The organism is Haloquadratum walsbyi C23, from assembly GCF_000237865.1.
Classification (GTDB): Archaea; Halobacteriota; Halobacteria; order Halobacteriales; family Haloferacaceae; genus Haloquadratum; species Haloquadratum walsbyi.
This window is the reverse complement of record NC_017459.1, coordinates 1530575-1553593: the sequence shown is the minus strand read 5'-3', so window position 1 is coordinate 1553593 and position 23019 is coordinate 1530575. Positions and strand designations below refer to the sequence as shown.

20 protein-coding genes and 1 pseudogene are annotated in these 23019 nt (G+C 48.2%); 9 read left to right on the top strand and 12 right to left on the bottom strand.

Translation table 11 applies throughout. The features are described from left to right. Positions 1–39: 39 nt before the first annotated feature. Both HQRW_RS06855 and HQRW_RS06850 read left to right on the top strand, forming a co-directional pair. Positions 40–2328, top strand: a complete 2289-nt coding sequence (locus HQRW_RS06855; protein ID WP_014556015.1) for a VWA domain-containing protein — start codon at positions 40–42, stop codon at positions 2326–2328. 417 nt (positions 2329–2745) lie between these two features. Beyond that, on the top strand, positions 2746–3072 hold the full coding sequence (locus HQRW_RS06850; protein ID WP_011571546.1) for a cupin domain-containing protein: 327 nt from the start codon (positions 2746–2748) through the stop codon (positions 3070–3072). A 210-nt stretch (positions 3073–3282) separates the two neighbouring features. On the opposite strand, the gene HQRW_RS06845 is transcribed toward HQRW_RS06850, so the two are convergent. Both HQRW_RS06845 and HQRW_RS16470 read right to left on the bottom strand, forming a co-directional pair. Further along, positions 3283–3642: a hypothetical protein gene (locus tag HQRW_RS06845; protein WP_049891804.1), complete on the bottom strand. Its 360-nt coding sequence runs from the start codon at positions 3640–3642 to the stop codon at positions 3283–3285. A gap of 12 nt (positions 3643–3654) precedes the next feature. Then, positions 3655–3828, bottom strand: coding sequence for a hypothetical protein (locus HQRW_RS16470; protein ID WP_231852466.1), 174 nt, complete (start codon positions 3826–3828; stop codon positions 3655–3657). Between the two features lie 1003 nt (positions 3829–4831). Between HQRW_RS16470 and HQRW_RS06840 the strand changes: the two genes are divergently transcribed. After that, entirely contained in the window at positions 4832–6055 is a 1224-nt protein-coding gene (locus tag HQRW_RS06840; RefSeq protein WP_014556013.1) for an MFS transporter, read from the top strand. A 263-nt stretch (positions 6056–6318) separates the two neighbouring features. Here the strand turns inward: HQRW_RS06840 and HQRW_RS16465 are convergent, their stop codons facing one another. Together HQRW_RS16465 and HQRW_RS06830 are read right to left on the bottom strand one after the other, a co-directional pair. Then, positions 6319–6540, bottom strand: coding sequence for a DUF1289 domain-containing protein (locus HQRW_RS16465; RefSeq protein ID WP_049891801.1), 222 nt, complete (start codon positions 6538–6540; stop codon positions 6319–6321). 913 nt (positions 6541–7453) lie between these two features. After that, positions 7454–8587: an MBL fold metallo-hydrolase gene (locus HQRW_RS06830; RefSeq protein WP_014556011.1), complete on the bottom strand. Its 1134-nt coding sequence runs from the start codon at positions 8585–8587 to the stop codon at positions 7454–7456. Between the two features lie 270 nt (positions 8588–8857). Here HQRW_RS06830 and HQRW_RS06825 point away from each other — a divergent pair, with 270 nt between their 5' ends. Next, on the top strand, positions 8858–9505 hold the full coding sequence (locus HQRW_RS06825) for a hypothetical protein (protein ID WP_231852465.1): 648 nt from the start codon (positions 8858–8860) through the stop codon (positions 9503–9505). A 104-nt stretch (positions 9506–9609) separates the two neighbouring features. Here HQRW_RS06825 and HQRW_RS06820 read toward each other — a convergent pair whose 3' ends face one another. Beyond that, positions 9610–9990, bottom strand: coding sequence for a hypothetical protein (locus tag HQRW_RS06820; protein ID WP_014556009.1), 381 nt, complete (start codon positions 9988–9990; stop codon positions 9610–9612). Positions 9991–10217: 227 nt separating this feature from the next. Then, a pseudogene (locus HQRW_RS16460) lies at positions 10218–10417 on the bottom strand (transposase); the annotation flags it as partial. Between the two features lie 1613 nt (positions 10418–12030). Here HQRW_RS16460 and HQRW_RS06815 point away from each other — a divergent pair. The 4 genes from HQRW_RS06815 to HQRW_RS06800 all read left to right on the top strand — a co-directional run bounded on the left by HQRW_RS06815 (position 12031) and on the right by HQRW_RS06800 (position 16505). Further along, positions 12031–13395, top strand: coding sequence for an MFS transporter (locus tag HQRW_RS06815; RefSeq protein WP_014556008.1), 1365 nt, complete (start codon positions 12031–12033; stop codon positions 13393–13395). A gap of 100 nt (positions 13396–13495) precedes the next feature. Further along, positions 13496–13810 (top strand): hypothetical protein, encoded by a 315-nt coding sequence (locus tag HQRW_RS06810; RefSeq protein WP_014556007.1) that lies wholly within the window; start codon positions 13496–13498, stop codon positions 13808–13810. Continuing rightward, the gene (locus HQRW_RS06805; RefSeq protein ID WP_014556006.1) at positions 13807–14592 is read left to right on the top strand and encodes a sulfite exporter TauE/SafE family protein; all 786 of its coding nucleotides are present in this window, start codon (positions 13807–13809) and stop codon (positions 14590–14592) included. Before HQRW_RS06810 ends, HQRW_RS06805 begins: the two co-directional genes overlap by 4 nt. Positions 14593–15068: 476 nt before the next feature. Next, entirely contained in the window at positions 15069–16505 is a 1437-nt protein-coding gene (locus HQRW_RS06800) for an IS66-like element ISHwa10 family transposase (protein WP_014556005.1), read from the top strand. 635 nt (positions 16506–17140) lie between these two features. Here the strand turns inward: HQRW_RS06800 and HQRW_RS06795 are convergent. The 6 genes from HQRW_RS06795 to HQRW_RS06765 form a co-directional block, all read right to left on the bottom strand. Further along, complete coding sequence (locus HQRW_RS06795; RefSeq protein ID WP_231852464.1) at positions 17141–18307, bottom strand: DUF6498-containing protein; 1167 nt, start codon at positions 18305–18307, stop codon at positions 17141–17143. A 315-nt stretch (positions 18308–18622) separates the two neighbouring features. Continuing rightward, positions 18623–19279, bottom strand: coding sequence for an AIM24 family protein (locus HQRW_RS06790; protein ID WP_011571535.1), 657 nt, complete (start codon positions 19277–19279; stop codon positions 18623–18625). Between the two features lie 557 nt (positions 19280–19836). Further along, positions 19837–20388: a cysteine hydrolase family protein gene (locus tag HQRW_RS06785; protein ID WP_014556003.1), complete on the bottom strand. Its 552-nt coding sequence runs from the start codon at positions 20386–20388 to the stop codon at positions 19837–19839. Between the two features lie 3 nt (positions 20389–20391). Continuing rightward, a complete protein-coding gene (locus HQRW_RS06780) occupies positions 20392–21216 on the bottom strand; it encodes a YqcI/YcgG family protein (protein WP_014556002.1) in 825 nt (274 codons plus the stop codon). Positions 21217–21512: 296 nt separating this feature from the next. After that, positions 21513–21638 (bottom strand): hypothetical protein, encoded by a 126-nt coding sequence (locus tag HQRW_RS16700; RefSeq protein WP_269448589.1) that lies wholly within the window; start codon positions 21636–21638, stop codon positions 21513–21515. Between the two features lie 277 nt (positions 21639–21915). Beyond that, positions 21916–22176, bottom strand: coding sequence for a hypothetical protein (locus HQRW_RS06765; protein ID WP_014556001.1), 261 nt, complete (start codon positions 22174–22176; stop codon positions 21916–21918). 505 nt (positions 22177–22681) lie between these two features. Here HQRW_RS06765 and HQRW_RS06760 point away from each other — a divergent pair. Beyond that, positions 22682–22906: a hypothetical protein gene (locus tag HQRW_RS06760; RefSeq protein ID WP_049891796.1), complete on the top strand. Its 225-nt coding sequence runs from the start codon at positions 22682–22684 to the stop codon at positions 22904–22906. The last annotated feature ends 113 nt before the right edge of the window (positions 22907–23019 follow it).

Here is a 23019-nt window from a genome sequence, read left to right as displayed (position 1 = left end):
TTGTTAAACCTCTATTGTATTAGTGCAAAAAAGGTTGATATGGCGAACAGTAAAAAAACTTCGACGCCAGTCGCATTCGCCGACATTGTCGGACAGGATGAATTAAAGAATGCGCTCATATCGGTTGTCGTCAACGATTCACTTGATGGATTACTCATTCAGGGTGAGAAAGGAACAGCAAAATCAACAGCTGTGCGGGCACTACAGACGATATTACCCGAACAGCGTGTCGTTGCTGAGTGTTCATATGGATGTCCACCTGATGCGCCGTCGATGCAGTGTGCGGACTGTCAAGAGCGAATGAACCCATCCGTCGAGCTCCGTCCAGTTCCACTCATAACACTTCCACTCGGGGCAACTCGGGAGCGAGTTGTCGGGAGTCTCTCGGTTGAGGCTGCGCTTGAGGGTGAGTCTGAATTCGATCCAGGGTTACTTGCAGCTGCCAATCGTGGCTTATTGTATGTTGATGAGGTAAATCTTCTTGATGATCATCTTGTAGATATAATACTTGATGCTGCTGCAAGCGGTGAGAATCGGGTTGAACGTGATGGAGTCAGCGTTACTCATCCGGCTTCATTTACCCTTATCGGGACGATGAATCCCGAAGAGGGTGACCTCCGACCACAGTTGAAGGATCGATTCGCGTTACAAGCAACTGTCAGCGGACTTGAAGAGATTCCCGACCGGGTCGATGTAATCGAGCAGGTACTTGAGGATGATCAAGACGCTGATGATTCAACAGATCAAACTAACATACATCTATCTAATAGTTCTACAGAGACAAACAGTCACACCGCTGTTCATGAGCGAATCGTTCGTGCTCGCGAGTTGCTTCCATCAGTTACGCTTCCATCGTCGTTCACAACCGATATTGCAGAGCTCTGTCGTGACGCTGGTGTTGACGGTCATCGCGCTGATATCGCAACAGCTCGCGCTGCAATCACGTTTGCTGCACTTGCAGGACGGACGACAGTCATCGAGGGGGATGTCCGCCGAGCAGCTGAGCTTGCACTTCCACATCGACTACAGTCAACACCATTTGAAGATGCACCGGATCCAGAGGATGTTCTCGATGAACACTTCGACGACGAAGGAGATGGCACCGATAATACGGCAGATGATGCGGATGCAGATACACAAAAGAGTGATGATGACGATGGTGACGGTACTGACGGAAATAATTCTCAAGTTGATCGCTCACAATCAGAGCAGTCATCAAATGATGACAGCAACAGGAGTACTGAGCAGGGTGCAAATAATGATGACGCGAATATTCCTGAACATCGTGAGGATAGAGCAGATATCGATGAAACACAAGATGGGTCCAATAGACCGCCACCACAATCAGGTGATTCGGGATCGGATGAGAGCACATCTGCGGATAATGATGACATAGATGATGATGAATCCCATCCTAATGGTGAATCTGGGGATAATCAAAATGGTGGTGATAGTGATGATGAATCCGATACTGAACAGATAACGCCACGAGTTCCTGGACAGCCATCTACTGAGACGGCAGTAGATCCGGATCAATCGGTGACACGAGCTCCTGATATCAATATTGATTCGCAAAATGAACGACAGAATCAATCAAATGATGCGTCGAATGGTGGGTCGCAGTCGGGAAAAATGGATACAACAAACCGTGGTGCCCGTGTTCGGACCGAACGAGCAGCACCAACAGATTCTGATGTTGATGCTGGTGCCTCGATTCGAGCGGCTGCCTCACGGGGAGCAGATCAAGTAACGTCTCGGGACCTTCGACAGTCGGTTCGTGCAGGCGAAACATCAGCACTAGTGATTTTTGCTGTTGATGCGAGTGCTTCAATGCGTAAGCCGATGCGGACAGCAAAAGGCGTCGCAATTGAACTGCTGAAGGATGCATATCAACAACGTGATGAAGTAGCACTCGTTGCATTTGCAGGCGATAATGCTGACGTCATGCTTCCACCAACAGATAATGTAAGCTTAGCCGCACGCCATCTCAAAGAGTTGCCGACCGGTGATCAAACACCACTCACCGCGGGAATCGAGACAACAACAGAAGTGCTCTCACGTGCAGACCCTGATACCGGGATTGTCGTACTTGTCACTGATGGTCGTGCGAACGCTGTTGGAGAGCGACCGACAGCTGCAGTTCGTTCAGCCGCGAGGACTCTCGCAGCACATAATCCACACGTCGTTGTCGTTGATGCCGGGTCACGCTCGAGAGCCACAGTCACTGATACGATTGTTTCGGTAACGAATGGTGAGCGGATTCCACTGTCGGCACTAACAGCTGAACGCGTTGATGCAGCGGTTTCTACTGCACAGAGCAATAGATAATATACAGACGGAATAAATCGCATTGCTTGGGGATTGAACAGAACGCAATTCACGCGGTTCAACTGTATAGGAAGTAAATTATACGATGAGTATATCTGAGATAACTTATCATCTATTTATCGATAGAGTCATACTATCTATATTTTATTATTTTTGAGACTCGATTTTCGATTTTCGATTTTTGATTAATTTATTTCTCACGCGTTGAACACATAATATTCTCAGAGATCTATCTTATGCATAAAATTGATCACAAAATGGCGAATATAGACTTCGGAAAATTGGCTGATTATGACTATTCGTTATACGATGTTGGATTATATGTTATCTTTGTTCGCATATATACCCAATATAATACTACCCATATCAGAGTTACCAAAACATACAACCTACTCGCACCATTATATTGATCTGTCGATGAACGCAATTGCAATCGCTGAGGAAGCCGCAGAGTTGGAAGAAGAAGCTAAAGAGTCTGTTGAATCGATCCGAACAGACTCATTTAGTCTTGAGGTAATGCGATTTGAACCGGGCGATGAAGATCCAATGCATGCGCACGCTGAAGAAGAAATCTATCATGTCGACTCTGGTGCTGGAAAGATCAACGTCGAGGGGGATATTACCCCCGTCTCCTCAGGCGATGTGATTCATCTTGAACCAGGCACTGATCATCAGTTCCTCGAGTTTGAAGATGAATTAGTCATGTCTGTCCTATACGCGCCTGCGAAAGGAGCAAATCAATAACGCAATAGCAATCTATCAGCGCTCAGACGACACACGTCGATATACCAGAATATTACATTCGCTCACTATATTAGTATCATAATATTACCCAACGGGTGAAATCCTGGATTCATTCATATGAGGATGTCACGATCAATAATATCAGCATCTGCAGATCCACAGAGCAATTGAAATAAAATAGATCTCTAAGATAATTTCGACATATATACGTTAATTTCGGACTGTAAAGCGATTATTTGTTTCTTCCTCACGACACATCCGACTCGTTTTGTAATGATTGTTGAATGACTCAACGGTATCACCACAGGACGGACATTCGCCGGCAATTTTCTGTCGAAGTATCGATAATCCAATATCCAACTCACGTGATTCGGCGCTAATGATGTTTTTGCTCATATAGACCGTTGTACCATTGATACCCTGTCTATGCCCGCCCCCATCGATAGTTGCCATCATATCAAACGGAATGAAGAGTGATTCTGCCCTCCTAGTATCGATCATCATCCCACTCTTTTCAGCAGTCGTGATTTCGAGTGGTTGTTTGAGTGACTCCGCTTCGGTTGTATGCACAGTAATGTGTAATCACGAAACGTCAATAATGGATGGAGAGTGAGCAACGTATATCTCTGCAATATATTCAAATCGATTAGTTATCTCCTGAAATAGCGATTCAAGCACAATTCGCTCAGATTCTCGTACCATATTGATATCAAAGTCACAGATGGATTCAATCTTGACATCCTCCTCCGCGTTCACGCGGAGGAATCCCGAGCGTTGGGAGTGTCAGGTTTAACACTCCCACCGAACAACCAGCCAGTGAGAATCTGAAGGGTTGTTCGCGGTCTGAGGCGGGGGCGGGTGGGACTGCTGGCGGTGCCAAGCCGCCGGTACTCCTATTTTCGACCATGTACGGCGTCCAAGCGTTGTTTTTGCCGCAGGGACGCCGGCAGGTGTTAGCAAACTCGGAGTTACTTTCTGTGGTGTTTTCAAGCAGTCGGGCACAGCATCTGCATCTGTATCGGTTCATTAGAGGAACCGACCGTTCACCAGACTGGTTCCGATGATTGTCTGATTGCTTGGGGCGGACAGGCCGCCATCGTCGGACTGGCGGGAATCGCTCTGTTTCCAACCGATTCCTCTATTATTGTGTGATTGCCTGTCATTTAAATATGTGTATTTTGAAATTTGAATTGGGCGACGACAGTAGGATTTTGGAGGGCGTGACGGCGCGTATCCACGGCCTGAAGGCGGGTATTGCGCCTGCTCAGCATATAAAACTATCCACCGATTAGAATTGAGAATGTTGTCTTTTGATTGGAGTGGCTGCTTGACTCCGGCTATTGATTATCAAACTCGATACGCACAACAGGATGGATTCGATTTGGGTATGTATGAATGATGCCACATTGGATAGTCTATTTGTTAACGTGTGTACAAAAAGATACACCACAAGTGAACTGAAATGGAAGTTCATATGTTTACTCGGAAAAAATACTAATGTACATATTATATGGAGTCGCCTCAGAGTTATTACCAGCGCCTGAAATTTAGATGTCTGAAATAATACCATTGCTTGGATGTGTAAGTCCTACTGTACAGTCGACTCTTCTCAAAAAACAATGGGCGAATTTGTGCAGATCAAGATTATCAAACCGCGCACTGAGGTCGGTACACTGGCATCAATTGATAGATACCAACACCAGCAGGGCAAGTGGCATTATGTCGACACGAGATACATATAATAACATAACCCGAGGCGATGGCTGAACAGCGACGTTCGCTTTCGTTTTCTCGATGGTGGCTCATCGCAGGTGGTGCTCTTGCTATGGGAATGGCAGGAACCTTTCAGTTTGTTTGGTCATCTATTCGCGGACCACTTGGGACACAAATTGGCACAACAGAGGCAACACTGGGAACACTATTTACATTGGTGATTGCAGTTCAGACAGTTGTTCAATTCCCCGCAGGATGGGTCCGAGACCGGTATGGTCCGCGGATTCCGACACTTGCAGGGGCACTTCTTATGACAGGCGGGTATGTTGGACTCTCAATTGCTTCATCACCGGTTACTGCTGGTCTTGCAGTCGTTGCGGGTGGGGGTGGTGCTGGAGCAATATACACAGTTGCAGTGAATACACCGGTAAAATGGTTTGATGAGTATCGTGGTCTTGCAACCGGTATTATTACGATGTCATACGCAGTTTTGAGTTTTGGGCTCATCCCGCTCACACGAGGGAGCATTCTTGGGACTTTCCAGCGAACATTGCTCTTTTTCGCGGTTCTCGCCGCTCTTACTTGTCTGCTTGCCGCCATTATTCTCCGTGATCCTCAAATCGATACTACTCCGGGTGGAACAGCCGAAAAGACGGATCCAGTGACGGAGACAAAAGAATATGCTTGGACTGATGTGATTCAGACCTGGCAGTTTTGGATTCTCTATGGTGCTTTTGTAATTGTCAATGGCGTTGGTCTCATGCTCATTGGAAAGCTCATTGCATTCAGTGATGCAATGGAATTATCAGCTGGGGTTGCGACCGCTGCTGCATCGATTATTGCTATTGCGGATGGCTCCGGAGTCCTCATTGTGGGAGGGCTCTCAGATCGACTTGGGTCAATCCGGACAGTTGGAAGTTCTTTATTACTCAGCGCGATTGGGATTGCCGGCGCTGTCGTTAGTGGTTCGAGTGGTATCGCCCCAGTTTTTATTATTTGTGTCGCAGTCGCTGGATTCTTTAGAAGCCCAGTGTTTGCTATTTTTCCGACACTAATTGGGGAATACTATGGGCGCAAGTACTCATCAGAGAATTACGCCACCCTCTATACCGCTAAGCTCTGGGGAAGCCTGTTTGCCGGTTCTGTTGCAAGCATTCTTATCACGAGAGTTGGTTGGTCCATCTCATTTTTGATAGGTGCCATACTGATGGGATTAGCTGGACTCTCTGTGTTTACAATCCGACCGGTCAGTAATCTCAAACAATCTTGAATCCTCATGATAGAGTATCGAAACTGAACCGTCTCGAGGTCACATCTAAGCTCCGAGGCACTCTGGCTACTCTCTCTGTAGACATTACCGATAATAGACATATTACTGACCGTTTGCTATATAATTCAGTTTGGGTGGTATGTGTGCTCCAATGTAATACCAATGTGAAGTACCTCGGAGGGTCATATTCGATTCCTGAGATATTCGTATTGATATTCTGTCAATATGATGCAACTCACAGTTATCATGACCCTGATTACTTCTCACGCATCTGGCTTCGGATAACCCATCTCTTTTAATTCCTCTATGATTTCCTGCCGCTCAGATGGTGTCATCCCTGTCCAGATTGCGATTTGATCAAGTGTCCGACCGCAATTACTACATACCTCTTTTGATTCATCGATATTACATACTCCAATACATGGACTATTCATTTTTCCACTGTCTACCCCTCTGATATCTTCCTTCATTGAATCAGGAATCATATCCGCTTTTCTCACGGAGTAATCTCAACACTTGTTTGTCGTTCGTTACTACTGTCAGGATGCATACCATGGCTAGTATAATTATTTGATGTGTTCTTTTTCACTTCGTGTCCCAGATTGTATCTGAGCATTCTCCGCTCACTCTTTCTCAGCCTCGCCGATTTTGACTCCCCGTTACCAATTTATATTTGTGCTAATCAAATCCTTCAGATGATCTAGATCAACAGTAAAGAGGGTACCGGCATCCCGAATTATAGGATAAATCCAACGTATGTTTCATGATCACCCTGAATCATATTAATGTGGTCTTGTAATTGTATTAGTGTTTTTTACCAAATTAATTAGTGCCTAGAAAAACATAGTTTGGCTTGGTTGCGAGGGTATCTTTCCGGATTAACCGAGATGTAGCATATATACTCTGGATGAGTCAATCTCGGGCTCTTCTGAAAGGTCGGGATTATCGGTTAATTATCCCATACCCTCCAACCGTTTCTTATATAGCACAAACATATAAAATCCGGTGATTTTACTCTTCTCAGGGTAGCAACACTATTTTTTCGATATGAAACACCGTGTAATTATTCTGTTATCCATTGTCTCTGGGGGACAAGCGGTCGGATGTATGCTCAGTCATACCGGTCAAAAAACACCTAGTCTCTCACGCGGTGAGTGATTGTGGTACAGTAACGAACTCGGGAATATCCGCTGATCAGATTACTCTCGGTGTGACATTCTTATCGATATTTCACGCCGCGTTTGCGTTTCTATCCACCCCGAAGCCACAAGTCGATACTCCTGAGTGTAGCAGTTCAAGAGTTTGTGCAAGAAATCGGTAATAAATAGCTGATCAGGGTGGGTATTTCATTGATCATCGCGGTGGGCGGCGGTCTGCGCGGTATTGAGTCGTGATATCTCAGTCTGCGGCGACTGCACAGTTATTCGGTCCAATTTCAAGTTCAAACGCCTCTTGATCATTGATTTGCTCGCGACCCAGATTGATTCTGATAATACGCTCGTCGTTAGCCGGACGCGGTCCAAGATCTGAAACAGCCCGCTCGACGAAGGTGTCCGAATCGGAGGTAAATGGCCACAACTGCTCGCGGAGGTCACCGAGTCGGGCGGTGTAGCTCCCATCAGATGATTGCGGTGCGCCATCGTGGTAATGCCCCGGTGCGATGACGGTATCATCAGGTAGGTCAGCGAACCGCTCTGTTACCGTCCGATGAAGATCATATGCAAACGCTTGGGCGTTGTTGTCTGCCTCAAGATCGGGGCGTGCAACACCATCGAGGAATAGCGTATCGCCACAGACGAGATATCCGTCGATGGCGAGTGAGATACCACCTGTAGTGTGCCCTGGTGAGGCAAGCACATCAATCGCTGTGTCGCCAATAGTGAACGCGGTGCCGGGAGCTAGCGACTCCACATCAAAGGTCACCCCCCGATCGATAGCTTTCGATGACATATAGGGGGTCGCACCCCTGGCTGTAACCGTACGAAGACCACTGATATGATCAGCGTGAACATGCGTGTCGACGACCGCAACGAGTTCTGCACCCATTTCTTTGGCGTCCGCTCCGTAGCGGTCGGCGAACGCACGCAATGGATCAATCACGAGCGCTGATTCGCCTGTGACGAACAGATAGGCGAGACAACCCGAGGACGGCCGACGATATTGCTTGAGGATTCCACTCTCAGTTGCACAGTTTGTCGTACAGTAAACCTGTCCCCATCCCTCCATCCCACCAGCAAGATTGACCGCATCGATACCTGTCTCGCGAAGCATTGTGGCTACCTCATCGCTTGCCTCACCGCGTGCACAGACAGCGACTACCGGTTCAGTAGCGTCCGCAGGAAGCAGAGATGCAGGGTCACCGCTCGCTCCCGCAGCTAAGAATTTCATGTATGGGACCTCGACTCGTGTCGCCGAGGCGGCCTCGATGCGCCAGTTATCGATTTCTGAGCGATTGCGAATGTCAAGCAGCGTGATCGATTCATCATGATCAAGACGAGTTGCGAGCGTGTCCGGTGACAGCAATGTATCCATACACTGGAACGAATCGGCTCGGTCATAAGCGCACGGTCTAGTAGTACTGCTTTGACCAACTCTCAGATTATCATAATATCCAATCTATAGCGAAGTAAGTGTAGCATCATAGCCTTCACGCGGTGCAGATACACTGCAATTTGGAACGATACTCTCCCTTTTCATCTCACTGGTAGGGTGCTCTCAACTTGAATTTATGCTCATGTCGGATCCATAGATGCGCGAAATCAATCACAAACTGACGGATAGAACTATACACGCGGTCGGCACATGTCTACTATGGACGGAATGAGTGTGCTTGAGGCGACCCGCAAGGAGTGTGAGACAGAAATTGATCGACTCGGCTCTGAAAAATCACTCATTGCGAGCACAGATGCTCAGCTTAACCGGAATCGAGTGCTCGCTGAGGCAGCTATTGCCGAGATGCACGCACATAATACATTAATACTATGGGCAGATGATGAGGATGATCCGACTGCAGCACAAATATTTCGTGAGGTTGCCGCAACAGAGATTGACCACTATGAGCGGGTGATTGCGCTAGCTGATAGTGCCCCTGATGACCCAAACCAAAGCCCCAATTCGCTTCATAAACACCTCCGCAATCTCGAGGAAACGCCAGTTCGCATCGGTGCAGGACTCTTGGGTCGACCGCTTGTTAGCTTACGATCACTGCTGCAGGTCATCAACTTCTTTATTAACGAGGGCAACACTGCAGCTGCCGACCTCTTCCGCGATCTTCGAAGTGAGACTAATGCAACGCTTGAACGCGGGGTTGAGTTACTTGATGCGGTTTGTGAGTCTAATGACGAGTATGAGCAGGCACGTGATGCTGCTGTTATGACAGTTAACGTTGTCTATGAGGTATATACCACTGATCTTGAGGCGCTTGGCATCGATCCAAAACCAATCTGTTGAGTCAGTGATGTCATCCAAATTTTCAAATGAGGATCATAAGCGGAATAGAACGGAGAATAAAAAACAGGCTGTAGGGTGCAGCCCCATCATTTGAAATTCTTATATTATTTTATTAATTTTAAAATATCTATCGAACTCGTGACTACTAATCCAACTCCAAGGGGAATGCCGGTCGCTAGCGATAGATCGATTGGTATGTCCGTTAGTGAATAGACAATAATGTATATTAATCCAGAAACATGAAGTATATATAATATCTTATTCTGCGAAACTGCTTGCTCTGCCTGGGTTATGCTGTCTATTACTTTACCGTCGGTAGGTATATCTAATTTTTTATTCGAATGTATTTCTCGTTCGGCTTGTATACCTCGTTTAATTAGACATTCGGTCATATCAGTTATTGTGTTGTCCCTCTCATCAGCTATTTCCTGAATCTTCTTTTTCGTTTCATCTGATACTTCTACGGAAAATTCTTCTTCGTTCATTATATGATATGTTATACTACGTGCTAACTTATACCAAGTGGAGGAGAATACCTGCGTGTTTAATTGTCCCCAGAAATCTGTGATTTCTTGTGTGAACGAGGCTAATCTCGATAACGTAGGATGAATCCGACAACGTGGAATCAATTCACCTTCGACCGATTACTTTGAGTTTCTAAATAAAAAACAGCGCGAGTTCCCCGCCCTACCGAGGTCGGGGGTGAACCGCGTCACTCCGGCGCATGTTCCGTCTCTTCGATATACTCTTTAATCACCTCCTCCGACACTGCACCTGTCGTTCCCACGCACTACCCAACCGTCAGAACCGGTCACCGCAGAAATACGACTCCCGAATCTCGCGATACCGCTCCAATAACTGCTTACTACAGTACGACTTGAACTGCTGGGCGAAGTCGGCTTGACTGTGTTCTGCGTGGTTTGAAATGCTCAAAACATTATCTGATCATAAGCTTAGGTCGAAGCGGACTCCAAACGACCTTCGAAGCCAGTCCACCCGTCATTCAATAAGACAGTATCCGATACCCGGCGCGGTGAACGCGAATCATTGAGGGGTTCGTTACTATGCTTGCGGGTCAAGCGTCAAACGTGTTTGATACTTATGTCTCCTACAGCGCTGTATTGCCTCTGTACTTGTTTTTTCGGTCGCTTCTTGAGAAAAAGTCCTTAGCGCCTCAATTCAAATAGAATCATGGAATCATGGTTGCGATCTTGAATCTCCCACCACGGAAGTACAAAGAGAAAGCTCGCGCCTCAGGGAGAATGAATCCGACGATTGACGACGTAACCCACGGAGTTTGGAATCCTCAATATTATTTGAGCTTCGACCGTATTGTGTAACAATGATCTTTCCCACACCGGCACGACGGTTTCACCACCTACTGGTCTTCGACCAGCGACCGTGATGGATACTAAGATCAAAACCAAAACCAAAACCAAAACCAAAATTAGCCCGCCGCGTCCCTGTAATGAAGACGTGCGGTATCCAGTCGGCTGAATACCCAACCATGGAGGGATGTAGTATTCCCGTCGGAGCGTCTAGCGTGTCTGGATGGGAAAGCACCGTTGATAGGGCTGCACCCGTTTCAATACATGTCCTCGGTGATAATTGGATAGCCCCCATTGAACAGGTCACGCGAAAGCGTAATTGAATCCGGAGGAAACACGAAACCTCAAGCTCCCCTTTGGAGAACCCTCGCGCTTTCGTGCGGGCAGGATATTAATTGGACTTCATTTTCTGTGAATACGAAACGCAACCAGACGTGACTGTAGGGAACATCCAGTAGATTCGAACCGTCTGGGACGGTGACCACTGATGATTTTATTTTGTCTGCGGCAGATAGATTCTTATTAAACGGTGCATTGACAACAAGGTCGGCACATCGCCATCGATACTTTGAGTAAAATTCGCAAAAACGAGAACAGCGGCTCATGGAACCGGAGCAAGTGTGGTGATAAGAAACTCCACGGATGGGAGTTCGCTCGGATACAGCACCGCGAAAATGATATTCTCATAGTGTGGTCGGAAGCGTGACGCAAGTCGTGTGGTGAATATTCGTGGACGGATAACTCAATATCCTCCAAGCGAGAATATGGGTAACGGTCGTTTGGCACGGCTAGTGGCCTGCCTGTTTGTTCAAATCTCTGGACCATTCTGCCCGAAAGAACAGATGAGTGATGAGTGATGAGTTGTGAATCTTGACATCACAACGTCGGATATCCTCGCCTACGGCGGGAGGAATGTCAGTAACCCAGATCGCAGAATAATGTCACAAATGAATGAATATAGGCTAAGCTGTTCAACTGATTCATGGAGAGTTTGAATACAGATTTTGATTCGATTAAACACAGCTTATCTAGGTATAGAAATATTATTTAGCAGTTAGTAGAAGATTCACATGTGCCTCGTCTTGTGATCCGATACCCGACACAAATGTTACATTGGTCTGTGGAACCATCCGAAATAATAGCTGATATCGAGGTAACAGACGCCGTATGTAATACAGGAGATATAACAATTCACTAATGAGTCAAGAGCAAATTACCATTGAGTCGGATAAGTCGGGACCACTGGATACATTTCGACAGTTCTTTGCACTACAGCGAGATGTGCTAGTGCTTTCGTTATCGATGTTTGCATTCAGTCTTGGGTTTCAGATGACCAATCGATTCCTCCCCGAGTATATTATTGCACTCGGGGCGTCGGGATTTGTGGTCGGTCTGTTTGGAACTGTTGGTAACATCATATCAGCGGTGTTTCCGTATCCTGGCGGCGCGATTTCGGACCGCATTGGATCTCGATATGCACTAACTCTATTCGGATTAGTTTCGACATTTGGCTTTGGTGTTTGGCTAGTTGCACCGAATCTCGGCGTGATTACCGTTGCCGATATCACAATTCAGCCCTGGATCTGGATTTTCGTTGGTCTATTGCTCGCACAGGGCTGGAAGTCGTTTGGTCTCGGCGCGACATTCGCAGTTGTCAAGCAATCGACGGATCCCTCACGACTGGCTACTGGATTCGCGAGCACTGAAACATTTCGTCGGACTGCATTCCTCATCGGCCCGGTGCTTGCGGCCGTGCTCATTGGTTTCCATCCAGCCTTCTCGGTGAGTTTCCGATACGTTCTTTCGGTAGCGATTCTCTTTGGGATTGTTGGAACTGTCGCCCAGCATATTCTGTACGACGCTAGTGAGGACTCCATGGGTGACTCATTCAATGGAATCAAGCAGATTAGACGCGATCTACGTGAGATGCCCGACCCGCTTCGTCCACTCCTTGTGGGTGATACACTTGTCCGATTCGCGAATGGGATGGTGTATGTATTTTTTGTATTGGTAATTACGCAGTTCTACGAGGTCGGGTTTAATCCGACAGCTTCGCTGGCGGGTTTCTCATACGGAGTCAGTCTCTCGCCTGAAGCGTTCTTTGGGTATCTACTTGGCGTTGAGATGTTGATTGCGCTCATCGCGATGGCTCCAGCCGCAAAAATCGCCGAACGTGTTGGACTTAAGCCAATCGTTGCACTTGGATTTGCGGTGTATGCGCTTTTTCCTATTGTGCTTATCGGTGGACCGGAGCTCCTTGCCCCGGTGATGCCACTCTCATGGGCGATGATCCTCATCTTTGCGTTCTCTGGGCTTCGTTTCGCCGGCTTGCCATCACATAAGGCACTAATTGTCGGTCCCGCCAAGAAGGGTGCCGGAGGACGCGTGACTGGCACATACTATTTACTGCGTAACACGGTCGTCATTCCAAGTGCTGCACTCGGTGGCTATCTTTGGGAGTTCGTGAGCCCAGAAGTCGCATTCACCATTGCAGCAGTAATCGGCGTTGTTGGGACTAGCTACTTTCTTGTCTTTGGCAGAGAGTTTGAAGCATACCTTTGAAGAGATTTTCTTAGCGTCATGATGTCATGATTACATTCGACTGAGTGCTAATATTGATACGAAGAAGGCACTTAGCGGGATACAGAGCTACTTCACTGAAATGAATAACATCGAAATCACTGATATTTCATCGAGTTGTAGATCATATGAACCACTTGAGAGTCCCATTGTCGAAACAAGCACGCAAGCAGCCGGACATGTCGGTGATGAGCAGGTCTACCGGCGAAGCGCGACCGGTGATGGCAAGATTAAGCTGCTTCGATATAATGCGATTCCAATGATTAAGCTTGGCTTCGACACCCAGACAGCGCACAGAACTGATGAGTGTACAACGACTGAAAATTTGACTTGCAATGTTATCAGTTGCGGCACGCTTCCGGTTCCACATGAGCAACTCATGAGTGTCGATAAATGATCGTAGCACTTGAGGGACCGATAGTCGCAGCAATGGCGCTTGTTATGCTTGTTGCCGGAACGACAAATGGACTTGCTGGCTTTGGGTTTGCCCTTGTCGGGACGATGGCACTCGCAACGGTAATCGATCCAGCAACGGCAGTTGTCTTCATGATTATCCCGATTCTTGCTGTAAATCTCTCGCTGGTCCGTGAACTCTCCCGAGATGAGCTTCAAAATTGTAGTCGACGGTTTAGTCCACTCATTGCTGCAGCACTAGTCGGAACAGTTGTTGGGATGGCAGTCCTCGATAGCATCCCGACCGCTCCATTGCGCGTTGGTCTCGGGGCTCTGACACTTGGATTCGTTGTGACCGCTCAACAGCGTATTCCTCTTCCAAAATGGTCAATGGGTGGGAGCAGAAATATTACTCATACGCGAATTGGAATGGTTGGTGTGGGTGGGGTTTCCGGACTGCTGTTTGGCGGAACGAATGTTGGTGTGCAACTCATTGCGTATCTTCGAAGTTTTGAGCTTTCTCATGGACTCTTTGTTGGTGTCGTTGCACTCGTATTCCTGGGATTGAACGGGATTCGTATTGGTGTGGCGAGTCTCCTTGGACTATATCCGAATCAAGCGCTTCTACTCGTGTCCATTGCCGCTGCCGTCCCAGCCGCGATTGGAGTCACTATCGGGAAGCGTCTCCGAGTTACTGCTAGTGAGCGTTCTCGCAGACTTGTCGTCTTAGGACTTCTCACCGTGATCGGATTTCGTCTGGTCAGCGGTGGATTGGAACTAATATAAATGCCGATATCAATACAATAGCTGTTAGTATGTGTTTACTCCCAGAACGATTTCGCCACTCTCTAGTAAATTGCTCTTGACTCTGCGATAGAGCAATGCAGACGACAAGGTGTTTTCTGAGGGACGGTCTCCCTTAATGACCGCGACGCGATTTGCAAATTAATTCTCAATTCTGGAGGTAACCGGTCTCTATTCGTTATTCTCAGGGAGCGTGGTACGGTGAATTTGTGGTTTATACGTGAGCGGTGAAAATTACCGTATCAAGATTTCTCCCGGCTGGTTTTGGAGCCCGGTAACTCAGAAAAAGAAGATTCCTGTAGAGTAATAGTGATCCGAAAACGCTGTTAAATCGCTGTGCACTTGGTGCACAGCTGTCTTAGTCTGTTATTTTCTTGCTACGTCTTAGTTTTCAAAAGTTCTCTAAGCCATTACCGGAGACCGTCCTGTGTCGTCTGCACTGGTTGAGGTGTATTGTGATGGTCACTGATAAGAAGGTGGAGCAACTGCTTGAGCGGATCACTCATCTCGAAAATCGCATTGATGAACTTGAGCAGGAGAATAAAGAGCTCAAGCAAGCAAATCAGCAACTCCGGAAAGAGAACAAGCGTCTCAGAGCCAAGCTTCGGTGGTACGAGGGACCACATACACCACCGAGCAAAGACCAATCGGACCAGGAGGAGTCGTCCTCGTCCGGTGTGGACGAGGACGACGAACAACCACGTACTGACGGTGGCACCCCTGGTCGAAAGTCCGGACATGATCCGGAATGGCGCGACGCTCCTGACCCTGATCGAGAAATCGAGGTTACCTGTGACTGCTGTCCAGACTGTGGTGAAGTGTTCGACGAGTCGGCGGGCGTCAGCCCCCGACTCGTCGAGGAACTCCCGGATCCACAGCCGCCAGAGGTCACACAGTACAACCGCCACCACTACGAGTGTCACTCTTGTGGTGCCGAAACTGTCGCCTCACATCCCGACTGCCCCGATGAGGGGCAGTTCGGGGTGAATGTCATTGCACAGGCGGCGCTCTCTCGGTACGATCACCGCCTTCCCTACCGGAAGATCGGCGATCGCTTCGAACAACTCCACGGACTGGAACTGTCAGGCGCGTCCGCATGGCACTCGACCGAGCGCGCTGCGCGCGCCGGTCGCTGTGAATACGAACAGATTCGCCGTCAGATCCAGCAAGCCGGCGTTGTCCACGTTGACGAGACTGGAATCAAACGCGACGGCGAACAGGCATGGATCTGGACGTTCACCACCGAGGAACACACGCTGTACGCAGTCAGAGAGAGTCGAGGAAGTGATGTTCCCGCGGAAGTCCTCGGCGAGGACTTCGCGGGAACGGTCGTCTGTGATGGGTGGACGGCGTATCCGGCTTTCAGCAGCAACCTCCAGCGGTGTTGGGCGCATATTTTACGGGAGGCTGAAGATGCCGCCGACAAACAGGTGGAAGGCGAACCAATCTACCGTGCCCTCAAGCAGCTGTACGTCGCTCTCCAGACCCGGCTGGAGAGCGACTTGACAGTCCGTGAGCGAGCAGAACTCCAACTTGTGGCGCGGAGAGAGCTTGAATCGCTGATAGAACGGTCAGTCCCTGACGGACCAGTGGCAACACTACTCGGGAAGATCGAAGGGGGTCTCGACCACTGGCTCACCTTCATTGGTGAGCCAGCGGTCTCTCCAACGAATAATTCAGCTGAAAACGCCCTCCGTGAGCCCGTAGTTCTCCGGAAAATCATCGGAACTCTCCGCAATGACCGCGGGATGTTCGTTCACGAAACGTTGCTGTCCCTGCTGGCGCCATGTCGCCAGCAGGGACGCAATCCTTATGGCGAATTCAAGCGGGTCTCCCAAGATAATGAGATGATTCCACGGGCTCAAACCGTGCCGGCAGTTGAATCATCGGGGTAAAGACATACAGCTGTTAAATATAAGAAGTGGTGTTCTCATCCTGCTCAAGTTGCATGAGTGCATATTGAGTGAGTAGAAAACATGAGGTGGTAACATGAGTCTGTATTAGCGTATAAATCACCGAGATAGACTCTCATGAACTCACCTCGGGGCAGTCGGCGTAAACAACCTGTGCATCAACTATAGCACCTGAATATTAACCACCGTTTGCAACGAGTTTCTCTGCTACATAATTTATTTTTTTTGTCAGTTTGTTATCTCGGGTCAATCCAAACGTTGTAAAGTGAAAAGTCGTCAAATACATATAACATATTAAGAAATATTTGAGTATCAGATATCGATTTTTAGTCGATACGAGCCGGTGATAGTATAATGAGAGTACAGCTGTGATAATATGTACATAAGCTAATATCAATTAAAAATGTCTTTTTGATGTCCGCTGATAGTTTAGACGTATTTATCACTTTATGCTAGTATTCATTTTTATATACATGAATCATGCCATAACTTAGTGAATCGCCTCACAGAATTAATCGCCAAAGTTGGAAAACTCACTTATGATTCCTTACGACGGATACCAGACGCGCAGACGATTTCGATGATCCGAGACGGTCGTTGTGGGCAAGCGCTGACGCTCAACGGTCCTCATCACGCATTATATTGACGAGACCTCTGGGACATGCAAGCGCATAGAGTCGCCGGTCGTCCCCATACGTCGATATAATGACAGTTGGTGCCCCTGGACGGATTAGATCATATATACTCGAGTTAATAGCGATATTTTCGATTGTCTTCCGTTGGACTGTCCACTGTGGCGTCTCAAGCAGGGTATCGTAAGCGACGATCTGATGCGGGTACACCTGATACTCCAAATGCCCACGCTCTACGTCAACCCCGATGACCCGACCACCAGCGACCAAGGCGGTCGCAGCGCTGAGTGTCACGACCCCAGCCTGGGTACTGACGAACAACCCAATGACCCCCGCGAAAAGTGGGAGGATGGCATACGGTGGCGCTATCAGAATCAACGGAGTCAATCCCGGCGCTCTGATGAGGAGACTTCGACGGTCTGTTTCGAACACTGCAATCGGGTCGCCGTCTGGCACCTGCCGTTCAACTGATTCATCTGCCCAGTCGGCGGGACTCAGGCTACTACCTAACCCGAATCCGAGTGCACCTCGAGAGAGATCGACAAGGAGTTTGACTGTGGTCGCAACAATCAATATTCCCACCGGCGCAGTCTGCCCAATCGCGTCGAGCGCGTAGAGCCCACCAATCCCGAGGACAAATACACCAAGCACATAGCTTCCGGACATTGCTGACCGAACGGACCAATCGGCGTACTGTGTGGTCCAAAAATACTCGCCAATCCCGATGACATGGCTGGCGATTACACCGAACACTGCGAGCGCAAGACTCCCGACGGGGATTCCCCCAGAACTGGACTCGACAGCAACAACTACAATGGAACCAGCGATTGGCCAGAAAATAAGCATCGCAAAGAGTCCGCTGAGGACAACGTGGATATTGCGGGGATAGACCGGTGGAAATGGTCCAAACGAGACACCACCGCGTTTTTCATCCCACGACTGCCCAGGGAGAGATGTGAGTGCAGTATCCTCTGGTTGACGCTGTGCAAATAAGCCTTGAACTGCTCCTCGGACCGTAACGACGGCTGCCTCTACCCAATAGACAAATAATAATGCACCAACTGACCACTCAAGTACGACAACGCCGACAAAAACGACGAAATTGGCTAAGATAGCCTTCGCAACGCGTGTCGGAGCATCAGATTGAATCACACGCACATATCTCCATTCAGTCTCCAGGTTGAACTTCGCAGGAAAGTGATTTTCATGAGATGATATATCAGTTATCTGATAGTGACATCGTCGTCACGGTCTGAGGTTTCGAATTGTATCGACCGATGACCTGCTGCTAGCAGAACAATCAGCAGTCTTCTATCTCCTCGAATTTGCATCAATAATATAGCTGTGATAATCAAGAGCCATAGTATTGCTTTCGTATATAGTGCGTGAATTGCTCAGCCAGGCGTTGTATTGAAACAGGACTGCCATGTTTGAAACTATCACGAATACCGGTGATGACAACCCGGTCTATGCAAGTTCTTCGTATGGTTGGACAACGACGAAGCCATCAGAGCTGTCAAAGTCCATCTGTAACCGCTCACCCGACTCTTGACCAACCATATCAGATAGATTCTTATTCACCTCAATAGATGGGTCGGTGCCACCCCAGGCGACCGTCGCGCTTGGGTCGGTCGAAACGGGGCGATCTAACACAATTGGATCACCATGAGTGGTGATTGCGATATATCCGGGACCCTGGAGATATACATTGGTGAGACCACCAGCGAGTGAGCCTGCAAGGCTATCGATTGTGTCAATTTTGAAGGATACATCATTCTCGAATGCAAGAACATCTTCACCATTAACGGTGATTGCCTCATCAGCATCGAGTTTCAGCAATTGAACCTTTTTTTGCTGATCGGCAAGGTATAGCTGTCCATCTCCCTCAACCGTCATCACCGGTGTGCCCTCGCCGCTCGCAGCTTCCTTAAGAAATCCCGTGATCCCACCTTCAGCTGAGGACTGACCAGTGAATGAAAGGTTCCCCTTGTAAGCGACCATCGAGCCAGCTTTTGCCATGACAGTCCCAGTAATATCAATATCAAGCGTATACGAGTTCTCAAGTTCAAACATTTCGGCAGTCTCAGTTGAGCTATGCTCAGTAGTGAACTGATCAATATCCATACTTTGTATGAAACATGACTACAACATCAATGTGACTGCAGTCTTTCTGATGCTGCAACAAATGGCGAGTGAATAACGACGAGTCGGTATATTGAGAATGCTTGAAAATACATGTATACAATACCTGATGTGAAGTAGCGGTGATTTATACAGTTTCGAGGCGGAAACCACAGCCTTAGCCGTGTGGGAGGAAGCCGCCAACTGTGAATCAACTACAATACTGTAGCAGGTTGACTCCCTAATGTCAATAAATAAGTGTAAATAATATGTATTATACAGTAGAGGAATGTGCTGAGCGGGATCGGCGAGCCCGACTGAAATCCTCGGTATCTACAGTTTCAGGATCTCTTTGGAACAATTGTAGTGGAGTTGATTACCGGCGTTCTGTAACCCCTACAGCCGGTATCACTGTCTGAATCGCTTCTCGCCTCGATTTTTTTAGTTCAAAATACCTCTGAGAGCGTCTGAAACGTCCGGTTACGACTCCACGAACTCATGGGTAAGAGACAGCCCTTTAGCAGTGGGTACCTGACATGGGTATTTACTGGGTGAAAGAATCAGTCTATGTGCTTTGCCTGCTCGGTTGGAATAATCGTTGCGAACTCATCGCTGAGGTGTGCCAGAGCAGTGCGATGGACGACAGGCGCATCAAAATGTTCACTATTCAGTGTTCGGTCGAACGTTGCTGTTGCATCTGCAACGATATAGATCTCAAACCCACGGTTTTCAGCCATTCTAGCCGTTGTTGAAACACAATGGTCGGTCGTCAAGCCACAAATGACAAGCGTTTCATAATTCTGTTCATGCAGCCACTGCTGTAACCCGGTATCGATGAATGCACCATTAACTCGTTTAATGAATTCTGGTTCGTCTCCCGTCGGAGAAAGAGCAGCCTTGTAATCGAACCCTGGTTGACCCTTTTGAAGCGGGGAATCTGATTCAGTCGAGTTATGTCGAATGTGGACAATCGGACGATCACGTTCCCGCCAGAATGAGAGCAATCGTGCAGCGTTTGCTTCGGCGTCAGGATTATTGCGAGTTCCCCATTCGGAATGATCAAATCCTTGTTGAAAATCAACCAGTAATAACACTGGGGGTGTGGATAACATTGACTATGCCGGTGGACTCAGGAGATTTTCGTCATCTAACAGCCGGTTCGATTTCGGATACTCACGTGTAATGTTGATTGGGCACTCATCGGGTGCCTGCTTGTCGTCTGACGAGAACATATATTGAGGCCATTCTCGGTCCTCTTCGACTCCCCAGTCACCAAGATCCGCGTGCGGACAGACACCGTCATAATCCTCTAAGCGGTCTTGGATAGTTTCTCTGGCGCGTTCTCCCATATCAGTGTCAGCTGTTACTCCAAGATTCTCAAATAGTGCTCGTGGTTGGAATGTAATCTCAAGACCAATTGGGCAGTAGCGGCTTTTCCGAGTATCATAAAATGGTGCTCGACAGGTTGGGAACATCGGTTCACCGCCAAAGGAGAACTCCCAGTGTGGATCGTCTGGATCAGTCGGGATATCTTTGGGCCACGGTTTGGTATCATGCACATGCAGGAATTGGAGAATATGCCACAATGCCTCGTGATACTCGCCCTCTGAGAGTTCCTGATTAGGAGGCCTAAAAAATACAACCAGGGATGCACGGTCACTGTAGTCTTGGTATATTTCAAGATATGAAAGAAGCGTTCGACCCAGATTCAGTAGTGCATTCTTTTCAGTCATTGAAGAGACTGCAGTGTACAGCGGATCACCGTTAGCAACAGATTCAGCGCCGAAAAAACAGGGAAACGGCGCGTCATTGCGCTCGCCAAGCAGCCCATCGCGGAAGGTGTTCCAGTGGGCAGTAACCCAGTCAGGAGCGGCTCCCGACTCGACGCGTTCCTCAACAGTTGCTTGATCCTGAAGATTCCCAACGATACAGTTCGTCATGATAATATATATTTACTCAATATACTCGCCTATTTATATAGGTCGCGGACTCAATCTTGATTTCATGATCGCGTTCAACCGCAGCAAGGATCTCAAACTCAATCAATGTCAGCTCACTGCCTTTTTGCTCGGTAAACGTTCCCTCTTGCTGGAAATACCTTATCAAACTCTATATCCATCGTTGCAACGTGGTGCATCCGCTCCGTACGCTATGTCTCCGACAGTTTATCCGCTAAGATTTCTTGACGTGCAACTTCAATCCTGACCGCTAATTCTCTGACGTGCTCAGCACGACGCTAAAGACTCTCCTCAATCAATCGCGATTGCATCTCCTCAGGTGAAAGAGGTCCAGCAAACTCAAGATTGGTATAGAGATCTTCAGCAGCCTCAATCTGTCCCACATGAGGAAACGTCCCGCTCATATTAAATGGATTGGCTGGCGGTTCGATACTTTCGACGCCAAGTTCTACCGATGGTCGAGTGGGAGTGTCCGACTAAACCACGGGAAGCCTCGGGGCTTGACTCCGAGGCGGTTCACGAGGCGAAAGAGGAGCATTCTGTCAATATGAGTTATTTGCCCCTTGTACTGATCACGTTCATACTGAACCGTGCGATGAGGTCAAACCTACCACTATGTGCGCAACTTATCAGGTTCTTGATTATATAAAGAGGTTATTTCGTTGAGGTCCCTTTCAAAATTCAACCGCCGTCGTGTTCCAACTCAGGATCCGTGACTCGAAGTTTACCATCGACTTCGTAGAGCCATCCTGAATTCAATAATTGCTCAATTGCGTACTCTGCATCGGATAACTCATCGGTAAATTCTCTGTGAGCAATGAGTTCCCTACCGGCGCGATCGCGAGCGAGTTCCTCACTATCAGCGTCTGCAATCTCAACCGACAGGATCTGATATCCTTGTTCAACCCAGTCGGGCAACGACCGTGGCTCATTAGACCACATGCTTTCTCACTCTTTAGTCACCAATATACAACTATCTGTCTGCATTCAGTGTTAATCTTCCGCAATATGTCTGACGTATGTCTGATAATATCGTGTCTCACTCTTTGCTGTTTGATACCTCCGGTAAGGGGGCAGCTCCAGATATTTATGTGTTGGTGATCAGCTGTTGGCAATATAGCCAATGTTATTTGAACTGAGACATACACTGGCACGTGAACGCGTGCTGACACGTCAATGACCCGGACGTTCTGCCTCTCAGCAACGACATATGGGTAAATATCTCCATTTCAGGAACAGATGGAACTACGGTTATATGACAGTCACAAAATACACACAGGTCGCTGACACGTAGCGAGCGGAATCCCACCTCCTGAAGCGGTGGGAGGAGGTCAAACATGATTGACATTCTCCTCGGCGTAAACGCGGAGGAATCGTGAGCGTGAGCGTGAATGGTGGAGATTTCAGGTTTCCAGCCTCACCGAACTCCAGTGCGGTGAGAATCCGTGTGGGGTTCACGGACTGTGGCGAGGAGGGTGGGACTGCTGGGAGTGCCACATCTCAGCCCTCGGTACTCCCATTCTCCATCGTGTTCGGATTCCCGGAGTCGGTTGTGCCGGAGAATCCGGCAGACTTCTGTGGACTCGGAGTTAATTTCTGTGCTATGTTCAAGCAGTCGGGCACTGCATTTGCATCTGCGTCGATTCAGTATCAGAACCGACCGTTCACTTGACTGGTTCGGATTATTGTCTCATTGCTTGGGGCGGACAGGCCGCCATCGGCGGACTGGAGGGAATCGCTCGGTTCCCAGCCTGATTCCTACCGATATGTGGAACTGCCTGTCAG